The 22,176-nt window shown below is 72.5% G+C and carries 22 protein-coding genes and 1 pseudogene; 12 read left to right on the top strand and 11 right to left on the bottom strand.

Annotated features, from left to right (window positions below):
• Positions 1-92 precede the first annotated feature (92 nt).
• Positions 93-1,049 carry a hypothetical protein gene (locus ACWDAS_RS10720; protein WP_450388508.1) on the bottom strand — a complete coding sequence of 319 codons (957 nt, stop codon included), beginning with the start codon at positions 1,047-1,049 and terminating at the stop codon, positions 93-95.
• A gap of 151 nt (positions 1,050-1,200) precedes the next feature.
• Positions 1,201-2,244, bottom strand: a complete 1,044-nt coding sequence (locus ACWDAS_RS10715; protein ID WP_450388507.1) for a carboxymuconolactone decarboxylase family protein — start codon at positions 2,242-2,244, stop codon at positions 1,201-1,203.
• A 210-nt stretch (positions 2,245-2,454) separates the two neighbouring features.
• Between ACWDAS_RS10715 and ACWDAS_RS10710 the strand changes: the two genes are divergently transcribed.
• Together ACWDAS_RS10710 and ACWDAS_RS10705 are read left to right on the top strand one after the other, a co-directional pair.
• Positions 2,455-3,678 (top strand): sensor histidine kinase, encoded by a 1,224-nt coding sequence (locus ACWDAS_RS10710; protein ID WP_450388506.1) that lies wholly within the window; start codon positions 2,455-2,457, stop codon positions 3,676-3,678.
• On the top strand, positions 3,675-4,379 hold the full coding sequence (locus ACWDAS_RS10705) for a response regulator (RefSeq protein ID WP_450388505.1): 705 nt from the start codon (positions 3,675-3,677) through the stop codon (positions 4,377-4,379). The genes ACWDAS_RS10710 and ACWDAS_RS10705 overlap by 4 nt, the downstream gene beginning before the upstream one ends.
• On the opposite strand, the gene ACWDAS_RS10700 is transcribed toward ACWDAS_RS10705, so the two are convergent.
• Together ACWDAS_RS10700 and ACWDAS_RS10695 are read right to left on the bottom strand one after the other, a co-directional pair.
• The gene (locus ACWDAS_RS10700; protein ID WP_450388504.1) at positions 4,318-5,391 is read right to left on the bottom strand and encodes a DUF4190 domain-containing protein; all 1,074 of its coding nucleotides are present in this window, start codon (positions 5,389-5,391) and stop codon (positions 4,318-4,320) included. The genes ACWDAS_RS10705 and ACWDAS_RS10700 overlap by 62 nt on opposite strands.
• A 753-nt stretch (positions 5,392-6,144) precedes the next feature.
• Positions 6,145-6,552, bottom strand: a complete 408-nt coding sequence (locus ACWDAS_RS10695; protein ID WP_450388503.1) for a hypothetical protein — start codon at positions 6,550-6,552, stop codon at positions 6,145-6,147.
• A gap of 197 nt (positions 6,553-6,749) precedes the next feature.
• On the opposite strand from ACWDAS_RS10695, the pseudogene ACWDAS_RS10690 reads away from it, so the two are divergent.
• Positions 6,750-6,971: pseudogene (locus ACWDAS_RS10690) on the top strand (helix-turn-helix domain-containing protein); the annotation flags it as partial.
• A 180-nt stretch (positions 6,972-7,151) separates the two neighbouring features.
• Here ACWDAS_RS10690 and ychF read toward each other — a convergent pair.
• Complete coding sequence (gene ychF, locus ACWDAS_RS10685; RefSeq protein ID WP_450388502.1) at positions 7,152-8,240, bottom strand: redox-regulated ATPase YchF; 1,089 nt, start codon at positions 8,238-8,240, stop codon at positions 7,152-7,154.
• 189 nt (positions 8,241-8,429) lie between these two features.
• Here ychF and ACWDAS_RS10680 point away from each other — a divergent pair, with 189 nt between their 5' ends.
• Positions 8,430-8,975, top strand: a complete 546-nt coding sequence (locus ACWDAS_RS10680; protein ID WP_450388501.1) for a DUF6542 domain-containing protein — start codon at positions 8,430-8,432, stop codon at positions 8,973-8,975.
• Positions 8,976-9,015: 40 nt separating this feature from the next.
• Here the strand turns inward: ACWDAS_RS10680 and ppgK are convergent, their stop codons facing one another.
• The 3 genes from ppgK to ACWDAS_RS10665 form a co-directional block, all read right to left on the bottom strand.
• Positions 9,016-9,759 (bottom strand): polyphosphate--glucose phosphotransferase, encoded by a 744-nt coding sequence (gene ppgK / locus ACWDAS_RS10675; RefSeq protein ID WP_450388500.1) that lies wholly within the window; start codon positions 9,757-9,759, stop codon positions 9,016-9,018.
• Between the two features lie 29 nt (positions 9,760-9,788).
• Positions 9,789-10,784: a 4-hydroxy-3-methylbut-2-enyl diphosphate reductase gene (locus ACWDAS_RS10670; protein ID WP_450388499.1), complete on the bottom strand. Its 996-nt coding sequence runs from the start codon at positions 10,782-10,784 to the stop codon at positions 9,789-9,791.
• Positions 10,785-10,923: 139 nt separating this feature from the next.
• Positions 10,924-11,115 (bottom strand): hypothetical protein, encoded by a 192-nt coding sequence (locus tag ACWDAS_RS10665; RefSeq protein WP_450388498.1) that lies wholly within the window; start codon positions 11,113-11,115, stop codon positions 10,924-10,926.
• 201 nt (positions 11,116-11,316) lie between these two features.
• On the opposite strand from ACWDAS_RS10665, the gene xseA reads away from it, so the two are divergent.
• From xseA to ACWDAS_RS10650, 3 genes are all read left to right on the top strand, one after another.
• Positions 11,317-12,525, top strand: coding sequence for an exodeoxyribonuclease VII large subunit (gene xseA / locus ACWDAS_RS10660; protein ID WP_450388497.1), 1,209 nt, complete (start codon positions 11,317-11,319; stop codon positions 12,523-12,525).
• 113 nt (positions 12,526-12,638) lie between these two features.
• Positions 12,639-12,881, top strand: coding sequence for an exodeoxyribonuclease VII small subunit (locus ACWDAS_RS10655; protein ID WP_450388496.1), 243 nt, complete (start codon positions 12,639-12,641; stop codon positions 12,879-12,881).
• Positions 12,882-13,006: 125 nt separating this feature from the next.
• Positions 13,007-13,600 carry a malonic semialdehyde reductase gene (locus ACWDAS_RS10650; RefSeq protein WP_450388495.1) on the top strand — a complete coding sequence of 198 codons (594 nt, stop codon included), beginning with the start codon at positions 13,007-13,009 and terminating at the stop codon, positions 13,598-13,600.
• Positions 13,601-13,679: 79 nt separating this feature from the next.
• On the opposite strand, the gene ACWDAS_RS10645 is transcribed toward ACWDAS_RS10650, so the two are convergent.
• Positions 13,680-14,180 (bottom strand): DUF4245 domain-containing protein, encoded by a 501-nt coding sequence (locus ACWDAS_RS10645; RefSeq protein ID WP_450388526.1) that lies wholly within the window; start codon positions 14,178-14,180, stop codon positions 13,680-13,682.
• Between the two features lie 197 nt (positions 14,181-14,377).
• Between ACWDAS_RS10645 and glpX the strand changes: the two genes are divergently transcribed.
• Positions 14,378-15,421, top strand: a complete 1,044-nt coding sequence (glpX, locus tag ACWDAS_RS10640) for a class II fructose-bisphosphatase (RefSeq protein WP_450388494.1) — start codon at positions 14,378-14,380, stop codon at positions 15,419-15,421.
• A 79-nt stretch (positions 15,422-15,500) separates the two neighbouring features.
• Here the strand turns inward: glpX and ACWDAS_RS10635 are convergent, their stop codons facing one another.
• Both ACWDAS_RS10635 and ACWDAS_RS10630 read right to left on the bottom strand, forming a co-directional pair.
• Positions 15,501-15,854: a WhiB family transcriptional regulator gene (locus tag ACWDAS_RS10635; RefSeq protein ID WP_450388493.1), complete on the bottom strand. Its 354-nt coding sequence runs from the start codon at positions 15,852-15,854 to the stop codon at positions 15,501-15,503.
• Positions 15,855-16,333: 479 nt separating this feature from the next.
• Positions 16,334-17,011, bottom strand: a complete 678-nt coding sequence (locus ACWDAS_RS10630; RefSeq protein ID WP_450388492.1) for a DUF1707 SHOCT-like domain-containing protein — start codon at positions 17,009-17,011, stop codon at positions 16,334-16,336.
• 129 nt (positions 17,012-17,140) lie between these two features.
• Here ACWDAS_RS10630 and ACWDAS_RS10625 point away from each other — a divergent pair, with 129 nt between their 5' ends.
• The 4 genes from ACWDAS_RS10625 to ACWDAS_RS10610 all read left to right on the top strand — a co-directional run bounded on the left by ACWDAS_RS10625 (position 17,141) and on the right by ACWDAS_RS10610 (position 22,002).
• Positions 17,141-18,799, top strand: coding sequence for a fumarate hydratase (locus ACWDAS_RS10625; protein WP_450388491.1), 1,659 nt, complete (start codon positions 17,141-17,143; stop codon positions 18,797-18,799).
• A gap of 193 nt (positions 18,800-18,992) precedes the next feature.
• The gene (locus ACWDAS_RS10620; protein WP_450388490.1) at positions 18,993-20,402 is read left to right on the top strand and encodes a class II fumarate hydratase; all 1,410 of its coding nucleotides are present in this window, start codon (positions 18,993-18,995) and stop codon (positions 20,400-20,402) included.
• A gap of 102 nt (positions 20,403-20,504) precedes the next feature.
• Complete coding sequence (fomD, locus tag ACWDAS_RS10615) at positions 20,505-21,188, top strand: cytidylyl-2-hydroxypropylphosphonate hydrolase (RefSeq protein ID WP_450388489.1); 684 nt, start codon at positions 20,505-20,507, stop codon at positions 21,186-21,188.
• A 127-nt stretch (positions 21,189-21,315) separates the two neighbouring features.
• Complete coding sequence (locus tag ACWDAS_RS10610) at positions 21,316-22,002, top strand: class I SAM-dependent DNA methyltransferase (RefSeq protein ID WP_450388488.1); 687 nt, start codon at positions 21,316-21,318, stop codon at positions 22,000-22,002.
• Positions 22,003-22,176 lie beyond the last annotated feature (174 nt).

Here is a 22,176-nt window from a genome sequence, read left to right as displayed (position 1 = left end):
GATGGAACTCGATCAACCCCGACGGTTCCTTCAACGACGTGGGGATGAACTCGTTCAACCACTACGCGTGCCCCTCCTCCGCTTCGCGGGTGTCAGTGCCGGCGGGCGGCCTGACGGCGACGGGTCGCGATGACCACACCGCCACCGGCGGCCAGCAGCACGGCCGCGGCGGCCGAGAGCATGCCGACGTTGCCGCTGCCGGTCTCGGCGAGGTCGCCGGAGCCGCCGTTGGGGGACTCGGAGGTCGCGGCCTCCACGGACTCGGACGCGGACGCCGACGCGGACGCCGAGGCCGGGGCGGTGGCCGAGGGGGTCTCGGCCGCGGCGGGGGTGGTCTCCTCGCCCGCCGGGGTGGTCTCGTCACCGGCCGGGGTGGTCTCGTCGCCCGAGGGGGTGGTCGGGGTCGAGGTGACGGGAGGGGTCGGGACGGTCTGCGTGGTGCAGTCCTTCGTGCCGCCGTTCCACCAGGCGATCTTCCTGTCGCCGATGACCGCGTGGTTCGGGCCCTCGGGCAGGTCGCCGTGCTCGTAGCCGTCCTTGGCGTCCAGGACGCCGTCGTACTTCTTGTTGCCGTAGTAGAGGTCGACCTGCGCGAAGCAGGTGACGTCCGGCACGGCCACGTCGAGCGTGTCCGTGCCGGAGGTGATCTTCACGGTGTCCCAGTCGTGGAAGACCTGCTTGCCGGAGGTCTCCCAAGTGGCGCCGTGGGTGCGGTAGGAGGCGAGGGAGACGGTGCAGGACTCCGAACCGTCCGCGACCCGGACGTTGAGGTGGACCTTGCCGTCGTCACCGGGCTTCAGGTTCACGTCGTCGACCTTGACCGACGCGTACCAGGCCGTGCCGTCGAGGGAGAACTCGCAGCGGTCGGTGCTGGTCTTGGTGCCGCCGCCCTGGCCGGGCTTGTATCCGTGGTGGCCGCCCCGGTCCCAGCCCTTGCCGCCCGGGCAGTCGCCGGCCCAGGCGGAGGTGGCCCCCACGGCGGAGAGGGCGACGGCCGCGGCGCTCACGCCCAGCAGCCGTCCGACGGTGACACGTCGCGATATGGACATGCAGAACCCAATCTTGGCGTTACGTAGCCCGGTCAGCGCGAATTACGGCAGCCCTCCCCGTGTGTGAGCAGGCCGAGGCGTCACCGGGCGAGTGGTCGAATGCACACGGGACTCATCGGCCCCAGTGGCACCACGCATCGTCGTGGCTCTGTCAATGGGCTGTCAACCTGGGGCGACGCAAAGACTGGTGAATCGGGGTTTCGATTCGGCACACGGCGGTCATGGCCCCGAAGGCGAGCACCCGGACCAGATCGGCGTCGTACGGGTCGGGGTCGGCGGTGCGCCACGCCCCGGCGTCCGCCTCCGTGATGCGGTACGGGGCGAGCGCGGCGAGCAACGCCAGGCGGGCGCCGGGGCGTTCGGCGGCGGGGACGACGGCCAGCGGCGCGGCGGTCCAGTCGCCGCCGAGCGGTGGATGCGCGCCGTCCCACGCGTCGACGGCGGTCACGACCGCCTCCCGGGCCGCCTCGCCGAGTCGCTGCCCGCCCGCGGCGGCCGCCCGGCGCAGTGCGGCGAAGGCGGTGCCCACCGGCGCGTCGGCGGCCCACTCCGGCGGCGGCCCGGCCGGTCCGCCGCGCAGCAGGGGCAGGCTCGCCCCGGCCGGCAGCGGCCGGCGGACGGTGCGGGCCAGGACCCGGCCGCCGAGGCTGCTCACCAGCCGCAGCCGCTGCAGCCCGCCGGGGAGCATGTCCTCGGTCAACAGGGCGGACACCATGCGGTTGATGAAGTGGAAGGCGAGCGCGGTGCCGACGAACTCCGGGGCGTCCACGGGGTCGAAGGGGTGTGCCGCGGCCTCCGGCGCACCGGGAATCCGCGTCGCCCTGCCCCAGGCGACCAGCGCGGCCTGCCCGGGGTCGGCGGGTGTGCCGCCGCGGGCGACCGTCTCGGCGAGGCGGTGGTCGCCGGTGGCGTGCAGCAGGACGGTGTGCGCGTCCACGCAGAAGGGACAGCGGTTCGCCGCGGACACCCCCAGCGCGACGAGTTCCTTGTCGGTGCGCGACGCGCGGCCGGCGAGCAGCGACTCGCGCAGCACCGCCCAGGTCGCCGCGAGCAGGTCGGGTGCGGCGGACAGCGCCACGAAGGTGGGGGCGCGGCCGATGCCGAAGTCGGCGGCCAGCTGGGCGTAGACCTCGGCGGTCCGGCCCGTGGCGTCGCCGGGCGGCGCGGGAGTGGTGAGACGGAAGGGCGTGGCCATGGCCGGGCCTCCTCGCTGACGGCTGTGGACGACGGCGTTCTCGACGGGTCGATCGTGACCGCCGCGGGGCGGCCGGGTCGTCGTCCGGGGGAAGTGGGATGCCCCTGCTCCGGGGGCCGGGGCCGCGGGCGGGACTACTCCGCCGGTAGTAGTCCCGGAGCCGTCTTCCGGGAGGACGTGCGGCCCGGCACCCCGGCGTAAGGTGCGGGCATGGGTGGCACGCTGATCGGGCGTCAGGGGTGGGCCGGGCTGCGGGGGTGGCGGGGCGTCGCCTTCGACGGGGTGCTGGGCGCCGCGCTGGTCGCCGACGTCCTGCTGCTGCCCGGGGTGCCGCGCCCCTCCGACGCCCTCGATCTCGCCCTCGCCCTGGTGGGGGCGCTGGCGGTGGCCGGGAGCCGCCGCCGGCCCGCGGCGGCCCTGCTGCTGTGCACCGGCTGCATGCTGGCGTACGCGCTGCGGGTGCACCCGGGTCCCTCGGCGGCGTTCCCCGTGCTGGTCGCGGTCCACGTGGCCGTCAGGGCCGGCGGGAAGCGGCTGCCGGTGCAGCTGTCGGCGCTGGCCTTCCTGACCGGCTATCTGGCCTCCGGGCAGCCCTCGCCGACGGCCGCGCAATCCACCGCCCTGCTGCTCGGCTGGTTCCTGGCCTCGGTCGCCATGGCAGTGGTGAGCAGGCACCGCCGGGCGTACCTGGAGCAGCTGGAACGTCGGGCGCTGGATGCCGAACGCACCCGCGAGGAGGCGGCGTTGCGCCGGGCCGGCGAGGAGCGGCTGCGGATCGCCCGGGAGCTGCACGACTCCCTCACCCACAGCATCTCGATCATCAAACTGCAGGCCGGGGTCGCCGTCCACCTGGCCCGCAAGCGCGGCGAGGACGTGCCCGAGGCGCTGCTGGCCATCCAGGAGGCGAGCGGCGAGGCCATGCGGGAACTGCGCGCGACCCTGGAGGTGCTGCGCGGCACCGGCGGCGGCCACGGCCTGGACCGGATCGAGGACCTGGTGGAGCGCTCGCGCACGGCCGGGCTGCCGACCAGCGTCACGGTCGGCGGGCGGGAACGGCCGCTGACCGACGGCGTCGACCGGGCCGCGTACCGCATCGTGCAGGAGGCGCTCACCAACGTCACCCGGCACGCCGGTCCGGAACCCCGCGCCACGGTCCGGATCGAGTACGGCGACCGGGAACTGGTCGTCCAGGTCGACGACGACGGCACCGCGGTCCCCGGGGACGGCGCCGTCCCGGGGGTCGGGCTGACCGGGATGCGGGAGCGGGTGACCGCGCTCGGCGGGCGGCTGCGGGCCGGGCCGCGGCCCGAGGGTGGCTTCACCGTACGGGCCGAACTCCCGCTGGACGCGCTGCCGGCGGACGGGCTGCCGGTGGACGGGCTGCCCGGGGCCGGAGCCCGGCCGGCCGCGCTGCCGGTGGAGGAGGCGTCGTGATCCGCGTGCTGATCGTCGACGACCAGGCGCTGATGCGGGCCGGCTTCCGCGCCCTCCTCGACGCCGAGGAGGGCATCGAAGTCGTCGCAGAGGCGGGCGACGGCCAGCAGGGCGTCGAGCTCGCCCGGCGGCACGTGCCCGATGTCGTACTCCTGGACGTCCAGATGCCGGTGCTCGACGGTATCGGGGCGACCCGGCTGATCGCCGCCGATCCGCGGCTGGCCGGGGTGCACGTGGTCATCCTCACCAACTACGGCCTGGACGAGTACGTCTTCGACGCGCTGCGCGCGGGCGCCAGCGGATTCCTGCTGAAGGACACCGAGCCCGCCGACCTCGTCCAGGCCATCCATGTCGCCGAACGCGGCGACGCCCTGCTCTCCCCCGCCATCACCCGCCGTCTGATCAGCGAGTTCGTCTCCCGCCCGCCCGACGCCACGCACGCGGCGGGCCTGGAGGCGCTGACCAACCGGGAGCGCGAGGTGCTCGCGCTCGTCGCCCGCGGGCTCAGCAACGACGAGGTCGCCGGGCGGATGGTCATCAGCCCGCTGACCGCCAAGACCCACGTCAGCCGGGCGATGACGAAGCTGGGCGCCCGGGACCGCGCCCAACTCGTCGTCTACGCCTACGAGTCCGGGCTGATCACACCGAAGGGTTCGCCGCCGCGTACGACGTGGCCAGCCCCAGCGCCTCACGTGCCCTGACCGCCTCTTCGTGGCCCATGCGGGACTCCGCGGCCGTGTAGTGCTCGTAGTAGGCGTCCGCGTCCTTCGCCGCGGCGGCCTTCGCCCACTGCGAGCGCGCCGCCTTGGTCTCCTTCACGAGCGCGGCGACCGGTTCCTCGGCGTCGGCCGGCCACTCGTGGGCGGCGAGCGCACGGGACTCCACGGCGAGGGCGACCGTCACCTCGCCGGCCCATTTCCGGTATCCCTTGAGGTCGTCCTCGACGTTCTTCGCCTCCGGTGCCGCGGACATGACCTCGTTGAGGCCGTTGGCGGCCTTCAGATAGGCGACCTGGTGCGCGTCGAGCGTGCTCGCGTCCTGCCGCAGCGAGCCCTTGAGCGTGCCGTGCTCCTTGCTGAACACACAGGTCACCTCGCGGTCGCCGAGCTTCCAGCTCTGCCGGTCCGGGGCGTAGTAGTAGACCTCGACGTCCTCCGGCACCGCCCAGGAGTCCATGGCGTAGGTGTCGGCGAGCCTGCGGCAGCGGTCCTCCACGAGGACCCCGAAAGCCGCGTCGCCCGGGAAGCCGTCGCGTCCGGCGAGCCGGAAGACTCCGAGCACCTCCCCGTCGTGCGCGCCCGCGCAGGGCACGGTGTCGGCGTCGTCGCTCGCGCGCTCCAGACCGCCGCCGGAGGTGTCGAAGCAGTCGCCCCGGTGGAGCGAGAAGGCGCCGCCGTCGCGCGCGCCGTCGCTGACGCCCTCCTTGAAGCCCTGAACGAAGGCGGCGGCTCCCCCGGCGAGCACGAGGGCGAAGATCAGCGTGCCGACGGCCGACAGCACCAGACCGGTCACGGCCATGCCCTTGCCGCGCGCGCCCGTCCGCTTGATCTGCACCAGTGCGATCGTCCCCAGGACGACGCCGACCACCGGCACCATGCACAGCAGGCCGAACACCAGGGCCGCGACGGCGGGCCCGTTCAGCGGCGGCCGCTGCGGCGCGGTCGGCAGCGCCGGGGCGTGGGGGTACGACGGATACGGCGGCGGCTGCTGCACGGGACGGCTCCTCGTGAACGGGTGGCGTGGCGAACGGCCGCGCGAATATATCCCGGCCCCGGCCGCGCGCCGTCAGCGGCTGCCGCGGTACGAGCCGCCGGGCGAACCGTGCCGCTGCTCACCCGCCCCCGCCGGGAACCGGCGACGGCCTCTGCGCCATGCCGGACAACCCCGCGACGGGTGGGGCGGTCGGGCGGGAGGACACGCACGTGATGTCACGACGGGCGGCGCCGGCCGCGGGCGCCGCGGCACTGGTGACCGCCTGCACATCCACCCGGCCGCAGGCCGGGCCGTCCAAGGTGGCCGAGGGTCCGGTGCGGACGGACACCGCTCCCCTGGAGCGGCGCTTCCCGGTGCTGGGACCGCTCCGGGACGCCCACTGGCTGGGCTGCGACCTCGTCGGCGGCGATGACGGGAGACCGGTCCCCCGCCCGTCGGACATCCGCGTGGTCGGCGTCGCGGGCCTCGCGGACGGCGCGCCTTCCGCCCGGCGTCCCTCACCGGGGTCCCGGACCGGCTCTCCGGCTTCCTCCCCGGGGGTGCGGGGTGGCTGCACGGCGACTCCTTCGACACCGAGGTCACCGCGGACGTCTACAGCGGCTCGTTCTTCCTGTCGAAGGCGCGGGGGCCGGTCCTCTTCGACGGCGTCGATCCGGTGGCCGCCACATCGTCCCCGTAGCCGGCCGCGGCCCCGGACCGCGAGGTCCGGGGCCGCATCACGGCGGGCTTCGGGGACGGCGCCGGCTCGGCGGATCAGGACGTGCAGAGCGTCTTCTTCAGCACCTCGTTGATGGCCTTGGCCTGCGCCTCGGTGATCCGGTGGTCACCGCTGCCGAAGCGCGACTGCGCGCCGGCCACGGCGTTGCCGCCGCCCTTGATGGTGGCGCACTGGTTGCGCGCGTTGCCGACCGCCTTGTCGGCATCGGCGGCCAGGGCCGGGTCGACGGCCTTGAGCGCCGCGAGAAGCGCGGCCCGCTCGGCCCCCGTCGGCTCCGCCGGAATGCCCTCGCTGATGTCCGGCACCTTCGAACCGGACGCCGCGACGGACGGCGTGGCGCCGCCGCCGGGCTTGCTGCTGGAGTCGTCGGTGCCGGAGCTGCAGGCGGTGACCACGAGGAGGGCGGCCACGAGGAGCACTCCGGCGCTGAGGCGTGTACGCATGCCCGCCATGGTGGCTCGCGGCATCCCCGGCGCCCGCCGATACGCGGTTTCCGTCGCCGTGCTGTGACCCAGGTGTTGTGTCCGGGGAGGTTGTGGACGGGTGATGCAGGTCTCGGTCGAGGGATCTCGAAATGGGTGAGGCCCTTCCGGCCTGGCGTGGATCGCGACATCTACGACCGGCGACCGGAAAGGCCCTCGTGCCACACCGCAATGCACCCCTGACCGAGACCGGACGGCTGCGCCTGGCCCGCTGCGTCGTCGAGGACGGCCGGCCCCTGCGCCGGGCCGCAGAACGCTTCCAGGTCTCGCCCACCACAGCCCAGCGCTGGGCCGACCGCTACCGCGCCCTGGGCGAGACCGGCATGACCGACCGTTCCTCACGCCCGCACCACAGCCCGCCCCGCACCCCGAGCCGCACACCGGGCGGCCGTCGCCCCCGCCATGCGGGCCGCCCGAGCCGTCGGCACGCGGGCAGCACAAAGGAAGCGGAAAACGCCGGAACCAGCCGGGCGAAACAGGAAGGGGCCGGATCCGAGATCCGGCCCCTGTCCCGGGGTTTCACGCCGTGACCCGCACATCGGCGCATCACGGGGCAACCGCTACACGTTGAAGCGGAACTCCACCACGTCGCCGTCCTGCATGACGTAGTCCTTGCCCTCCATGCGGGCCTTGCCCTTGGCGCGGGCCTCGGGGACGGAGCCGCACTCGACGAGGTCGCCGAAGGAGACGATCTCCGCCTTGATGAAGCCCTTCTGGAAGTCGGTGTGGATGACACCGGCGGCCTCGGGGGCGGTGGCGCCCTTCTTGATCGTCCAGGCGCGGGCCTCCTTGGGGCCCGCGGTCAGGTACGTCTGCAGGCCGAGGGTGTCGAAGCCGACCCGGGCGAGCGTGGCGAGGCCCGGCTCGTCCTGGCCCATGGACTGCAGCAGCTCCAGGGCCTCGTCGTCGTCGAGCTCGATCAGCTCGGACTCGATCTTGGCGTTGAGGAAGATCGCCTCGGCGGGGGCGACCAGGGCGCGCTGCTCGGCCTTGAAGGCCTCGTCGCTCAGCTCGTCCTCGTCGACGTTGAAGACGTAGAGGAAGGGCTTGGTGGTCAGCAGGTGCAGCTCGTGCAGGAGGCGGCCCTTCTCCGTGCCGGCGGTGATGCCGGCGGAGAACAGGGTGCGGCCGTCCTCGAGGATCTGCTGGGCCTCCTGGACGGCGGCGAGCACCGGCGCCTTGTCCTTCTGGAGCCGGGCTTCCTTGGTCAGCCGGGGCAGGACCTTCTCGATGGTCTGCAGGTCGGCGAGGATCAGCTCGGTGTTGATCGTCTCGATGTCGTCCTTGGGGGACACCTTGCCGTCGACGTGGACCACGTCCGGGTCGACGAAGGCCCGGATGACCTGGCAGATCGCGTCGGACTCGCGGATGTTCGCGAGGAACTTGTTGCCCAGGCCCGCGCCCTCGCTGGCGCCGCGGACGATGCCGGCGATGTCGACGAAGTCGACGGTCGCCGGGAGCTTGCGCTGGGATTCGAAGATCTCGGCGAGCTTGTCCAGGCGGGGGTCGGGGACGCCGACGACACCGACGTTCGGCTCGATCGTGGCGAACGGGTAGTTGGCCGCCAGCACGTCGTTCTTGGTCAGGGCGTTGAACAGGGTCGACTTGCCGACATTCGGCAGGCCGACGATTCCGATCGTGAGCGACACGTGACGACTTCCCGTAGCAGGAGGTGGGTGGAAGGCCGCCGCGCCCGGGCGGGACGACCGGCGGACCGATCCACCAGTCTACGGAACCGGCGGCCCCCGGGTCGGGCCGCGGCCCGACCCGCCCCCTGTGCCGGTGAAAAGTCGTGTCCTGCCCCTGTTTTCCCCCTCCTCGGCGCCTACGTTGGGTGCGTGGAGCAACACAGTGCGCGCACACCCCACAAGAACGGCGGTTCCCCCACCGCCGCGTCCCGGCTGCCGCGGCCCGGGCGGCCGCGGCGCCGCCCGCAGGGCGCGACAGCCGTCCGGGGCGGCCTGCCCCGGGGTCCGCTGCTGCTACGGGTGGCGCGGTTGCGCCGGACGGAGTCGCGGCTGACCGGGCTGGGCACGGGCGTCTTCATCACGCTGGCCGCGCTCGGCGGAGGCGCCGCGGACTCCCTGATCACGGGTGAGCCGGGGACCCTCTTCGGGGTGGTCTTCCTGCTGTCCTGCATCGCCGCCGGGGTGTTCGTACGGCCGTACGACCTGTCGGCGGCGCCGGTCAGCGCGCCCATCGCCTTCACCATCGCGCTGGCCGTGACGGCCGACGCCGACAGCGGGGGCTTCACCGGCCATCTGATGGGCCTGCTGACCGGGCTCGCCACCCAGACCGGCTGGCTCTACGGGGGCACGGTCTGCGCCGCCGTGATCGCGGCCGTACGGAAGGTGGCCTATGTGACGCGCGAACGGCGCCGCTGAGTGCCGCCCGCGCCGGGCCCCCTTCCGCCGGCCGCCGTGGTCAGGACCGCACCGCGGCGGCGGCCATGCCCGCGCCCACGATGCCCGCGTTGTTCTGCAGCGCGGCCGGCACGATCTCGGCCCTGATCCCGGTCAGGAGCGGCAGGAACTTGTCGGCCTTGCGGCTGACCCCGCCTCCGAGGATGAACAGCTCCGGCGAGAAGAGCATCTCGACGTGGGTGAGGTACTTGTGCAGGCGCTTGGCCCAGTGCTCCCAGGTGAGGCCCTCGTCGTCCTTGGCCTTGGTCGAGGCTTTCTTCTCGGCGTCGTGGCCGTGCAGCTCCAGGTGGCCCAGTTCGGTGTTGGGCAGCAGGTTGCCGTCGACGAAGACGGCGCTGCCGATGCCGGTGCCGAGAGTGAGCACGATGACCGTGCCCTTGCGGCCGCGGCCCGCCCCGTACTCCATCTCGGCCATGCCCGCGGCGTCCGCGTCGTTGAGCAGCGTCACCGCGCAGCCGACCTTCTGGGACAGCAGTCCGGCGGCGTCCATGTCGATCCAGCCCTTGTCGACATTGGCCGCCGTGCGCGTCATGCCGTGCGTCACCACTCCGGGGAACGTGGCCCCCACCGGGCCCGTCCAGCCGAAGTGGTCGACGACCTGTTTCACACACTCCGCGACGGCGTCAGGGGTCGAGGGCTGCGGAGTGAGCACTTTGAAGCGCTCCTCCGCCAGGTCGCCGCGACCGAGGTCGACCGGGGCGCCCTTGATGCCCGATCCGCCGATGTCCACACCGAAAACGCTCATGCCCCAACGCTACGACGTGGCACGGGCGGTCACCCCTCGGAGGTGTCGCCCCGCATCAGCCCGGCGGCCTCGGCGCGCAGATCCCGGCGCAGCTCCTTCGGCAGCGAGAAGGTGATCGACTCCTCGGCGGCCTTGACGATCTCCACGTCCTCGAACCCGCGTGCGGAGAGCCATTCCAGCACCTGCTCGACGAGCACCTCGGGCACGGAGGCTCCGGAGGTGACGCCGACCGTGGTGACGCCGTCCAGCCAGGCCTCGTCGATCTCCTCGGCGAAGTCCACCAGGTACGCCGCGCGGGCGCCGGCCAGCTTGGCGACCTCCACGAGGCGCACGGAGTTGGAGGAGTTGCGCGAGCCGACCACGATGACGAGGTCCGCCTCCGCGCCCATCTGCTTCACGGCGAGCTGGCGGTTCTGCGTGGCGTAGCAGATGTCGTCGCTCGGCGGCGAGATGAGCAGCGGGAACTTCTCCTTGAGCGCGTCGACCGTCTCCATGGTCTCGTCGACGGAGAGCGTGGTCTGGGAGAGCCAGACGACCTTGGACGGGTCGCGGACCTCGACCTTCTCGACGTCACCGGGGCCGTCGACCAGGGTGATGTGGTCGGGCGCCTCGCCGGAGGTGCCGATGACCTCCTCGTGGCCCTCGTGGCCGATCAGAAGGATGTCGAAGTCCTCCTTGGCGAACCGCACGGCCTCCTTGTGGACCTTGGTGACCAGCGGGCAGGTCGCGTCGATCGTGGCGAGCCGGCCCTTGGCGGCCTCCTCGTGGACGACCGGTGCGACGCCGTGGGCGGAGAACATGACGATCGACCCCGGGGGCACCTCTTCGGTCTGCTCGACGAAGATCGCGCCCTTCCGCTCCAGGGTCTGCACGACGTACTTGTTGTGGACGATCTCGTGGCGGACATAGATCGGGGCCCCGTACTGCTCCAGGGCCTTCTCGACGGCGATCACGGCACGGTCCACACCCGCGCAGTAGCCTCGCGGGGCGGCGAGCAGGACGCGGCGGGAAGTCGTTGCGGTCATGCGCCCATCGTACGGGGCCCGGCCCGGGCCGGATCGCTGCCCCGGGCGGTCCGCCCGGGGGTGCGGAGGCGGTGCCGGAGAGCCGCGGGCGCGCGGGACGGCGGCCCCGGACACCCCGGCCGCACGGCCGGTCGGGGTCTCAGCGGCAGCGCCGCGGACCCCGTGCGGCCCGGCGCGCGGCGAACACCCATCCGGTGGCGAGCGCGGCGCCCGCCAGGGACAGGCAGCTGAAGCAGCCGCAGCCGGGGCCGTAGCGGCCCACGCGGAAACCGGCGTTGACGCGCGGCGGGCGTTCGGGCGGCGGACAGCCGTACCGGCCGGGTCGGCGCATGGGGACCTCCCAGGACCTTCCGGTGACACCACCGGTGACAGCGGTGGTGTCACCGGAGAGATCGAGGACATCGGGGAGCCTCCAGCGTGCGCGGCGGCGCGGCGAGGGGACAGCGGGGTGCGCCATTCGGGTCCGGCGGCGGCCGCGCCCGGACCCGGCACGAGGGGCGTCACTGTCCGTGGCGGGGGCTAGTCTCGGCGTATGGCTGTGAACACGTCCGCGGAGGCGCCGATCCCGGTCGGCGAGGTGTCCCGGCTGATCGGCGGCTGGATCGACCGGCTCGGCCCGGTGTGGGTCGAGGGGCAGATCACCCAGTTGTCACGGCGCCCGGGCGCGGGCGTGGTGTTCCTGACGCTGCGCGATCCGTCGTACGACATCTCGCTGAGCGTGACCTGCCGTCGCGCCGTCTTCGACGCGTTCGACGGTGCCGTCGGCGAGGGCGCGCGGGTCGTGGTGAACGCCAAACCGGAGTGGTACGCGCCGCGCGGGCAGCTGTCGCTGCGCGCGGCGGAGATCCGCCCGATAGGCGTCGGCGACCTGCTGCTGCGGCTGGAGCAGCTGAAGAAGCGGCTGGCGGCCGAGGGGCTGTTCGCGCCGGCGCGCAAGCGGCCGCTGCCGTTCCTGCCGCAGCTGATCGGCCTGGTCTGCGGCCGGGCCTCGGCCGCCGAGCGGGACGTGCTGGAGAACGCGCGGCTGCGCTGGCCCGCGGTCCGCTTCGAGGTGCGCAACGTACCGGTGCAGGGCGCGTACGCGGTGCCGCAGGTGATCGAGGCGGTGCGCGGGCTGGACGCGCATCCCGAGGTCGACGTGATCATCGTGGCGCGGGGCGGTGGCAGCGTGGAGGATCTGCTGCCGTTCTCGGACGAGCGGCTGGTGCGGGCGGTCGCGGAGTGCCGCACGCCCGTGGTGTCCGCGATCGGACACGAGCCGGACACCCCGCTGCTGGATCTGGTGGCCGATCTGCGCGCCTCGACGCCGACGGACGCGGCCAAGCGGGTCGTGCCGGACGTGGGCGAGGAGCTGGCCCGGGTCGAGCAGCTGCGGCAGCGCTCGCTGCGGGTGATGCGCGGCCTGCTGGACCGGGAGGAGCGGGGCCTGGCCGCCGCGGTGAGCCGGCCGTGCATGGCGCGGCCCCACCTGATGGTGGACGAGCGCGAGGAGCAGGTCGTGGCGCTGCTGGAGCGGTCGCACCGGCACCTGCGGCACCGCCTGGACCGCGCGGACGACGAGCTGGCGCACACCCGGGCACGGGTCCTGGCGCTCTCCCCCGCCGCGACACTGCAGCGCGGGTACGCGGTGCTGCAGCGCGAGGACGGCCAGGTCGTCCGCGCCGCGGACGAGGTGGCCGAGGAGGAGAAGCTGCGGGCCCGGGTCGCCGACGGCGAGTTCACGGTCCGGGTCACGCGCTGACCGGGTCGCACGGACCGCCTCGTCACCCGGACCCTGAACGTCATGCGCCGGACCCCGGGATCCGGTGCCGCGCGCCCGGCCGTCGTGTCGGAGGGCGGCCCTAGGCTTGTGCCATGGCAGATCAGGACACCCTGGGGTACGAGCAGGCCCGGGACGAGCTCGTCGACGTCGTCCGCCGCCTCGAGGCCGGCGGCTCCACGCTGGAGGAGTCCCTCGCCCTGTGGGAACGCGGGGAGCAGCTCGCCAAGGTGTGCCGCGACTGGCTGGAGGGCGCCCGCACCCGTCTGGACGCGGCCCTGGCGGAGGAGTCCGGCGACGGCGCGGACGACGGACCGGAGGCGCCGGACGGGGAGTGAGCGGACCCCGGGGGATGTGACGTGCGCCACGGGACACGCAGGGAATGGTTGAAAATTCACCTATGTTGGAGCGGGTGTCCCCAGCGCCGCCCAGGCGTGATCACCGATCCCCCCAGAGGTACCCGATGAGCCTCCAGCTCGACACCGCCGCCCAGAACCTCCTCTTCCGCGACGCACGCACCGCGAACGCCTTCACCGACGAGCCGGTGACCGACGAGCAGGTCCAGGCCGTGTACGACCTGGTGAAGTACGCCCCCACCGCCTACAACCAGCAGCCGCTGCGCATCGTCCTGGTGCGCTCCGCCGAGGGTCGCGAGCGCCTCGTGCGGCACATGAACGAGGGCAACCGCGCCAAGACCTCCGCGGCGCCGCTGGTCGCGATCCTGGCCGCCGACAACGAGTTCCACGAGGAGCTGCCGGCCCAGTTCCCGGCCTTCCCCCAGGCCAAGGAGCTGCTCTTCAGCGAGCGTCCGGCGCGTGAGCGGTCCGCGTCCTTCAACGCCGCGCTGCAGGTCGGCTACTTCATCGTGGGCGTGCGGGCAGCGGGCCTGGCCGCCGGCCCGATGACCGGCTTCGACGCCGAGGCGATCAACAAGGAGTTCTTCGCCGACGGCGAGCACTCCGTCCTGGCCGTGGTCAACATCGGCAAGCCGGGCGAGAACGCCTGGCGCGCGCGGGGCCCGCGCCTGGCGTACGACGAGGTCGTCACCACCGTCTGACGACGCCGGTCCGCGCCGCCGCCCCGGCCCTCGCCGGAGGCGGCGGTGCCGCGTTGTGGCGGCTCAGCTCCGCGGCGGCTCAGCCCTGCCGGCCGCCCCGCTCCTCGAGCGCGGCGGCCAGTTCGGCGAGGCGGGCCATCGGGGCCGTGCCGGTGACCATCGTGGTCACCCCGCCCTCCTCGCGCACCAGCGCGTCGTACTTGGGGCCCTCGTAGCGCTGCCAGGTCGCGCCCTCCACGGTACGGGTGCCCACCCGCTCGGCCTCGTGGCTCTTCTCCGCGACGAACTTCTCCGCGGCCTCGTTGCTCTGCTCGACGGCCGCGTACTCGTTGGCGGGGTCAACGAAGCCGAGGTGCCACCGCACCGCCTTCGGGTCGGTGGCCTCGTAGGTCACCGAGGTCGCCCGCCAGTCCTTGCCGAGCCCCTCCGGGGCCGCCACCCCGTACGGGGCGTCGCGCCGCGCCTGGTCGAGCTCGACCCGGTAGCCGACCACCTTCACCGGGTCGTGGTTCTCGTCGTGCGGGATGAAGAACCAGATGACCCCGGCGACGACACCGATCGCCGCCATCGAGAGCACCATGTCCCGCACTGTTTCCGTGCCGCGCTTCTTTGCCACGCCCCCTATGGTCCACCATGCCCCGGACCGTCCGGCCGCCCGGGTCGCACCCCGCGGAAAATCCGCTCATGTGACGGGTGCCCTGCTCATCCTGGCGGGGGCCGGATAAGGTCGTACCACCCTCTTTTACCGGCCGTCCTCGTACAGAAAGGTGCGCTGTGATGACCGAGCAGCACGAAAACCACAATCTGCCGCCGCAGCTCGAGGTGAATCCCGAGGCTCCGGACCGCAACCTCGCCCTGGAACTGGTACGGGTCACCGAGGCCGCCGCGATGGCCGCCGGCCGCTGGGTCGGGCGCGGCGACAAGAACGGTGCGGACGGCGCGGCCGTCAAGGCCATGCGCACCCTCGTCTCGACCGTGTCGATGAACGGCGTCGTCGTCATCGGCGAGGGCGAGAAGGACGAAGCCCCGATGCTCTTCAACGGTGAGCGCATCGGCGACGGCAACGGCGCGGAGTGCGACATCGCCGTGGACCCGATCGACGGCACCACCCTGACCGCCAAGGGCATGCCCAACGCCATCGCGGTGCTCGCCGCAGCCGACCGCGGCACGATGTACGACCCCTCGGCCGTCTTCTACATGGACAAGCTGGTCACCGGCCCCGAGGCCGCCGACTACGTCGACATCACCGCGCCGCCCTCGGTCAACATCCGCCGGGTCGCCAAGGCCAAGGGCAGCGCCCCGGAGGACGTCACCGTCGTCATCCTCGACCGCCCGCGCCACGAGGGCATCGTCAAGGAGATCCGGGAGACCGGCGCACGGATCAAGTTCATCTCCGACGGCGACGTGGCCGGCGCGATCATGGCCGTCCGCGAGGGCACCGGAGTCGACATGCTGATGGGCATCGGCGGCACACCGGAGGGCATCATCGCGGCCTGCGCGATCAAGTGCCTCGGCGGCACCATCCAGGGCAAGCTGTGGCCGAAGGACGACGACGAGCGGCAGCGGGCCCTCGACGCGGGCCACGACCTGGACCGGATCCTGCACACCGACGACCTGGTCAAGGGTGACAACGTCTTCTTCGTCGCCACCGGGATCACCGACGGCGAGCTCCTGCGCGGGGTGCGGTACCGCGCCGAGACGGCGATCACCCAGTCGCTGGTCATGCGCTCCAAGTCCGGGACGATCCGCCAGATCGACTCCACGCACCGGCTGTCGAAGCTGCGCGCCTACAGCACCATCGACTTCGACCGCGCACGCTGATCGGCCGCCGCGGCGAGCGCGCCGCGCAACGAGAACCGGGACCCCGCCGTATCGGCGGGGTCCCGGCCCCTTGCGTCCCTCAGCCCGCCGCCGCGATCTGGGTCCCGGGCCGCTGCAGCTCCGCCTCCCTGCGGCGCCGCCTGGCCAGCACCACCCTGCGCTCCGCGGCGGTCATCCCGCCCCACACGCCGTAGGGCTCCGGCTGGAGCAGCGCGTGCTCGCGGCACTCCAGCATGACCGGGCAGCGTGCGCACACCCGCTTGGCGGCCTCCTCCCGGGACAGCCGCGCCGCGGTCGGTTCCTTGGACGGCGCGAAGAACAGACCCGCCTCGTCACTGCGGCACGCCGCCTCCGAGTGCCATGGGCCGCCCAGATCCCGGGGGTGACTCAGGGAGGACCTGGATGCTGCCGGGGGCTCGATCGGTTGAAGCACGGGATACTCCTGACGACGGCTCGGCTTGGTGTCACCCTTGCCCGTCGCTGCGGTGCCGGTGTGCCTCCACGGGATCCGTCGGCGTGAGGAGGGCTGCGGCGAGCGACGTGTCTCCTTGCCCTACCCGCTGTGCGCGGGTTCATGCGCACCGTGGCGGGTGCGCCCCCGCGCAGCGGCGCCGCCCCGCGGGCTCCGCGCCCCGTCGACCGCCGTGCGGAGCACGGGAGTTGATCGGCACCGCCCGCGCCGTGGACGCCCACCGCGCGGCCCCGGCCCGGCAGTACGGCAACTGGCGGCCCGTCACTCATGGAGGGGAGAGGCGGCACCCCGCCGCGCCCCCGGAGAACGCGCGCGCCGGGGCCGGGAAGCCCGGGCGCTCGGCGAAGTCGCGGCCGTGTCCGTGACGTACTCAGGACGGCGCGGTCCGGGGCGGGGACGTCACCGGGTGACGGCCCCGCCGCAGGGGGGCCGCGCCGCGGTCAGCCGTCGAGTTCTGCGGGGCCGAGCCCCTTCTTCTTCACGCGCTTGCCGCGTCGCGGCTTGGCCTCGACACCGCCCCAGAAGGCGAAGCCCTGCACCTTGATGACGGGAGCGTGCGGGTCGGGCGCCTCGTACGCCTTGACGTCGGAGCCGCCCATGATGCCGACGACGCCGCCGCCGCGGAGGGTGACGTTCTCGGGGACCCTGATCTCGATGCCGCCCATGATGGCGGTGCAGTTGATCACGACCTCGGGGCTGGTGAAGGTGGCCTCGGTCAGGTCGATGACGACACCGCCCATGATCGCGACGGCGTTGATCTTCGATCCGACCCGCCAGCGCCCCTTGCGCTCGGCGCCGCCCAGGATGCCGATCAGGTTGGGGTTCTCCCCGGAGCCGTCCGGCACCCAGTGGTGCGCGGCGGGCGACGGCGAGGGGGCGGTCGTGGCGCGTCCCGCGGGGAGGTCGCGGACGAAGGGCTCCAGTTCGCCGACGGTCTTGGCCGCGTAGACCCCGTCGAGCCGCTCGGAGTGCTCCTCGGTGGTCAGGCGGCCCTCCGCGAGGGCATCGCGAAGGATGTCGGCCACCCGGTCGCGGTCCGCGTCGGACGCGCGGATATCGGCTTCGGCCACGGGGCGCACGGGGTGCTGTTCACGCTTCTGGAGCGACGACTCATCCACCGGACTACCGTACACAAACGCGATAGATCGCGACTAGGGCCGGTGAGGGTCACCTCACACTCTCAATGCCCCGCGCACGCTCTACGCTTGTTGGGCTTCTATGACGCAGCGCAGTGAGGACTGTCCATCATGCCCGAGTTCGCCTATACGGATCTGCTCCCCCTCGGTGAGGACACCACTCCGTACCGCCTGATCACCTCCGAAGGCGTCAGCACCTTCGAGGCCGACGGCAGGACCTTCCTCAAGGTGGAGCCGGAGGCGCTGCGCAAGCTCGCCGCCGAGGCGATGCACGACATCTCCCACTACCTGCGCCCCGCCCACCTCGCGCAGCTGCGCCGCATCCTCGACGACCCCGAGGCGTCCCCGAACGACCGCTTCGTCGCCCTGGACCTGCTGAAGAACGCGAACATCGCGGCCGCGGGCGTCCTGCCGATGTGCCAGGACACCGGCACCGCGATCGTCATGGGCAAGCGCGGCCAGAACGTCCTCACCTCCGGTGGCGACGAGGAGGCCCTGTCGCACGGCATCTTCGACGCGTACACCAAGCTCAACCTGCGCTACTCCCAGATGGCGCCGATCACCATGTGGGAGGAGAAGAACACCGGCTCCAACCTCCCCGCGCAGATCGAGCTCTACGCGACCGACGGCGGCGCCTACAAGTTCCTCTTCATGGCCAAGGGCGGCGGCTCGGCCAACAAGTCCTTCCTCTACCAGGAGACCAAGGCGGTCCTGAACGAGGCCTCCATGATGAAGTTCCTGGAGGAGAAGATCCGTTCGCTCGGCACGGCCGCCTGCCCGCCGTACCACCTGGCGATCGTGGTCGGCGGCACCTCCGCCGAGTACGCGCTGAAGACCGCCAAGTACGCCTCCGCGCACTACCTCGACGAGCTGCCGGCCGAGGGTTCGCCGACCGGTCACGGCTTCCGGGACAAGGACCTGGAGGAGAAGGTCTTCGAGCTGACGCAGAAGATCGGCATCGGTGCGCAGTTCGGCGGCAAGTACTTCTGCCACGACGTCCGCGTGGTGCGGCTGCCCCGGCACGGCGCCTCCCTGCCGGTCGCCATCGCCGTCTCCTGCTCGGCCGACCGCCAGGCCGTCGCGAAGATCACCGCCGAGGGCGTCTTCCTGGAGCAGTTGGAGACCGACCCGGCCAAGTACCTGCCGGAGACCACCGACGAGCACCTGTCGGACGAGGACGTCGTGCGCGTCGACCTCAACCGGCCGATGGACGAGGTCCTCGCGGAGCTGTCCAAGTACCCGGTCAAGACCCGCCTGTCGCTGACCGGCCCGCTGGTCGTCGCCCGCGACATCGCGCACGCGAAGATCAAGGAACGGCTGGACGCGGGCGAGGAGATGCCGCAGTACCTGCGCGACCACCCGGTCTACTACGCGGGCCCGGCCAAGACCCCCGAGGGCTACGCCTCCGGCTCCTTCGGCCCGACCACGGCCGGCCGTATGGACTCCTACGTAGAGCAGTTCCAGGCCGCGGGCGGCTCCAAGGTCATGCTCGCCAAGGGCAACCGCTCCAAGCAGGTCACCGACGCGTGCGCCGCGCACGGCGGCTTCTACCTCGGCTCGATCGGCGGGCCCGCGGCGCGCCTGGCCCAGGACTGCATCAAGAAGGTCGAGGTCGTGGAGTACGCGGAGCTCGGCATGGAGGCGGTCTGGAAGATCGAGGTCGAGGACTTCCCGGCCTTCATCGTCGTCGACGACAAGGGCAACGACTTCTTCAGCGACCCCGCGCCCGCACCGACGTTCACCAGCATCCCGGTGCGCCCGGGGGCCTGACCCGTCTGCAGGGCCCGGACGGCCCGGCACCGCGCTGCGCGGTGCCGGGCCGTGCTGTTTCCCGGTCCGCGCGGGGCGCTTTCCGGGGCGGCTCCCGGGGGAATGAAACGTGCCGCGCCACTGTCCTACCGAGGGGTTCTACTGGGAAGTACCAGGACGCCCGACGATGTCCGCGACGGAAGGATTTCCGGCCATGCCCGATCAGGACGCAGGGGACCAGCGGGAGTACCGCACCGAGCACGACTCGATGGGCGAGGTGCGCGTCCCGGCCCACGCCAAGTGGCGCGCGCAGACCCAGCGCGCGGTGGAGAACTTCCCCGTCAGCGGCCGCGGGCTGGAGCGCGCCCACATCGAGGCGCTCGCCCGGATCAAGGCCGCCGCGGCCAAGGTCAACGCGGAGCTGGGCGTCCTGGACAAGGACGTGTCGGAGGCGATCCAGGAGGCGGCCGCCGAGGTGGCCGAGGGGCGCTGGGACGAGCACTTCCCGATCGACGTCTTCCAGACCGGGTCCGGCACCTCGTCCAACATGAACGCCAACGAGGTCATCGCGACCCTGGCGAGCGAGCGGCTGGGCCGCGACGTGCACCCCAACGACCACGTCAACGCCAGCCAGTCCTCCAACGACGTCTTCCCGTCCTCCCTCCACATCGCGGCGACCGCCGCGGTGACCGGTGACCTGATCCCGGCGCTGGAGCACCTGGCGGCGTCGCTGGAGCGCAAGTCCGCCGAGTTCGCGGACGTCGTGAAGTCCGGCCGTACGCATCTGATGGACGCCACGCCGGTCACCCTGGGACAGGAGTTCGGCGGCTACGCGGCCCAGGTGCGGTACGGGGTGGAGCGGCTGCGCGCCTCCCTGCCGCGGCTGGCCGAGCTGCCGCTGGGCGGCACTGCGGTCGGCACGGGCATCAACACCCCGCCGGGCTTCTCGGCCGCGGTGATCGCCGAGGTGGCGCGGGCGACCGGGCTGCCGCTGACCGAGGCGCGGGACCACTTCGAGGCGCAGGGGGCCCGCGACGGCGTGGTGGAGACCTCCGGGCAGCTGCGCACGATCGCGGTGGGGCTCACCAAGATCGCCAACGATCTGCGCTGGATGGGCTCCGGCCCGCGCACCGGCCTCGCCGAGATCGCCCTGCCCGACCTCCAGCCCGGCTCGTCGATCATGCCGGGCAAGGTGAACCCGGTGATCCCGGAGGCCGTGCTGATGGTGTCCGCTCAGGTCATCGGTAATGACCTGACGATCACCACGGCGGGCGCCGCGGGCAACTTCGAGCTGAACGTGATGCTCCCGGTGATCGCCAGGAACGTCCTGGAGTCGGTACGCCTGCTCGCCAACGTCTCCCGGCTGCTGGCGGACCGCACGGTCGACGGGATCACGGCGAACGCGGAGCGGGCCCGCGAGTACGCGGAGTCCTCGCCGTCCGTCGTCACCCCCCTCAACAAGTACATCGGCTACGAGGAGGCGGCCAAGGTCGCCAAGCGGTCGCTGGCCGAGCGGAAGACCATCCGCGAGGTGGTGCTGGAGTCGGGCTACGTGGAGCGCGGGCTGCTCACCCTGGAGCAGCTGGACGAGGCGCTGGATGTGCTGCGGATGACCCGGCCGTGACGGCCCGCCGCACCGCCGGTGTGATCATCGGCGCGCCCTGCCGTGACGAACGCTCGGCTCAAGGGTGACGCCTCCGTAACACGCGGTCCGTAAGATCCGTTCATGACAGCGGACATCCTTCTTCCCCCGGAGACGGAGCACGGCGACGGCGCGGGCCACTGGGCCCCCGGCGAGCAGGTGCTGTGGCGCTATCGCGGCAACGCCGGCGACGCGCTGCACATCTGCCGCCCGGTGACCGTGGTGCGGGACGATCCGGAGCTGCTCGCCGTGTGGATGGCGCCGGGCACCGAGTGCGTCAAGCCGGTGCTCGCGGACGGCTCGCCGATCCACCGGGAACCGCTGGAGACCCGCTACCTCAAGCCGCGCACGACGTCCGTCGACCGCTGGTGGGGGGCGGGCGTGCTCAAGCTGGCACGCCCGGACGAGCCCTGGTCGGTGTGGCTGTTCTGGGAACAGGGCTGGCGCTTCAAGAACTGGTACGTGAATCTCGAGGAGCCGCGGCACCGCTGGTCGGGCGGGGTCGACTCGGAGGACCACTTCCTCGACATCCACGTCACGCCGGACCGCAGCTGGCACTGGCGGGACGAGGACGAGTTCGCGCAGGCACAGGCGGCCGGCCTGATGCCGGCCGCGACGGCGGAGCGGGTGCGGGAGGCCGGGCTGCGCGCGGTCGAGGTGATCGGCGCCTGGGGGCACCCGTTCCGGGACGGCTGGGAGCACTGGCGTCCGGATCCGGCGTGGCCGGTACCGGCCCTTCCGGTTGACTGGGATCGTCCGGCAAGGTGACCGCGTGAGCGGCTTGCCGGGCCCCCCTGCCCCAATCGTAAGATCGTGGCCCATAGTGCTGCACAAATCACAGGCTCACACTAGAGTTTGACGCTATGTCACCAAGGTCATACGGGAGGCCCGGGCTGTGGGAGTCGGCGGCTACGAGGACATACGGCTGGACCGCACCGGCCAGGCCGAGGGCTTCGACGCCATAGGTGACCGGTACGACGAGGCCTTCCCGCACAAGGAGGGCCAGGTCGCCGCGGGCGAATGGCTCCTCGCGCACCTCCCCGCGGGCTCGCGCGTCCTGGACCTCGGTTGCGGCACGGGCCTGCCGACCTGCCGTCAGCTCAGCGACGCCGGGCACAAGGTGACGGGCGTGGACCTCTCCGCGGGGATGCTCTCGCTCGCACGCCAGTACGTACCCGAGGCGACCTTCCATCAGGCCGACATCGCCGACCTGCGGACCGGCGGCCGCTACGGACCGCACGGCGCGAACGACCTGGGCCGCTTCGACGCCGTCGTGGCCTTCTTCTCGCTGCTGATGCTGCCTCGGGCGGAGATCCCGCTGGCCCTGGCAAGCGTCCACGACCTGCTCCTCCCGGGCGGAATGTTCACCCTTTCGATGGTGGAAGCCGACGTGGATGACTTCGCGATTCCGTTCCTTGGTAACACCATCCGGGTATCGGGTTATCTACGGGACGAATTGCGCCAGGTGGTGGCCGACGCGGGATTCGCGGTCCTTAAGGAGGATTCGTACGCGTACGCGCCGCACACCACCGAAGTGCCGCCGGAGGAGCAGCTCTTCCTGCACTGCCGACGACCCGCCTGACGCGGCCGCCCCGCCACGTGCCCGGCACGTGCCCGGCATGTGACGCACCCGACCGGATGGAACGACCAGCGTGAGCACGGAGCGCATTTCTGAGCAGGCCGCTGTCCAGGCGACAGCGGCCGGCCCGGCACGTCCGGGCGACACCGAACCGGTCCCGGATCCGCGGACCGGTTT

It is taken from the genome of Streptomyces sp. NPDC001070, assembly GCF_053598835.1.
Note: the sequence above shows the minus strand (reverse complement) of the source record. Positions and strands in the feature narration are given on the sequence as shown.

Bases quoted from the DNA above. Each gene is read 5' to 3' on its own strand.
- ACWDAS_RS10665 (WP_450388498.1), bottom strand. From the start codon at position 11,115: ATGCGCCGACCCGGCCGGTACGGCTGTCCGCCGCCCGAACGCCCGCCG.
- ACWDAS_RS10710 (WP_450388506.1), top strand. From the start codon at position 2,455: ATGGGTGGCACGCTGATCGGGCGTCAGGGGTGGGCCGGGCTGCGGGGG.
- xseA (WP_450388497.1), top strand. From the start codon at position 11,317: ATGGCTGTGAACACGTCCGCGGAGGCGCCGATCCCGGTCGGCGAGGTG.
- ACWDAS_RS10695 (WP_450388503.1), bottom strand. From the start codon at position 6,552: ATGCGTACACGCCTCAGCGCCGGAGTGCTCCTCGTGGCCGCCCTCCTC.
- ACWDAS_RS10620 (WP_450388490.1), top strand. From the start codon at position 18,993: ATGCCCGATCAGGACGCAGGGGACCAGCGGGAGTACCGCACCGAGCAC.
- ACWDAS_RS10720 (WP_450388508.1), bottom strand. From the start codon at position 1,049: ATGTCCATATCGCGACGTGTCACCGTCGGACGGCTGCTGGGCGTGAGC.
- ppgK (WP_450388500.1), bottom strand. From the start codon at position 9,759: ATGAGCGTTTTCGGTGTGGACATCGGCGGATCGGGCATCAAGGGCGCC.
- ACWDAS_RS10715 (WP_450388507.1), bottom strand. From the start codon at position 2,244: ATGGCCACGCCCTTCCGTCTCACCACTCCCGCGCCGCCCGGCGACGCC.
- fomD (WP_450388489.1), top strand. From the start codon at position 20,505: ATGACAGCGGACATCCTTCTTCCCCCGGAGACGGAGCACGGCGACGGC.
- glpX (WP_450388494.1), top strand. From the start codon at position 14,378: ATGACCGAGCAGCACGAAAACCACAATCTGCCGCCGCAGCTCGAGGTG.
- ACWDAS_RS10650 (WP_450388495.1), top strand. From the start codon at position 13,007: ATGAGCCTCCAGCTCGACACCGCCGCCCAGAACCTCCTCTTCCGCGAC.
- ACWDAS_RS10625 (WP_450388491.1), top strand. From the start codon at position 17,141: ATGCCCGAGTTCGCCTATACGGATCTGCTCCCCCTCGGTGAGGACACC.
- ACWDAS_RS10655 (WP_450388496.1), top strand. From the start codon at position 12,639: ATGGCAGATCAGGACACCCTGGGGTACGAGCAGGCCCGGGACGAGCTC.
- ACWDAS_RS10645 (WP_450388526.1), bottom strand. From the start codon at position 14,180: ATGGTGCTCTCGATGGCGGCGATCGGTGTCGTCGCCGGGGTCATCTGG.
- ACWDAS_RS10670 (WP_450388499.1), bottom strand. From the start codon at position 10,784: ATGACCGCAACGACTTCCCGCCGCGTCCTGCTCGCCGCCCCGCGAGGC.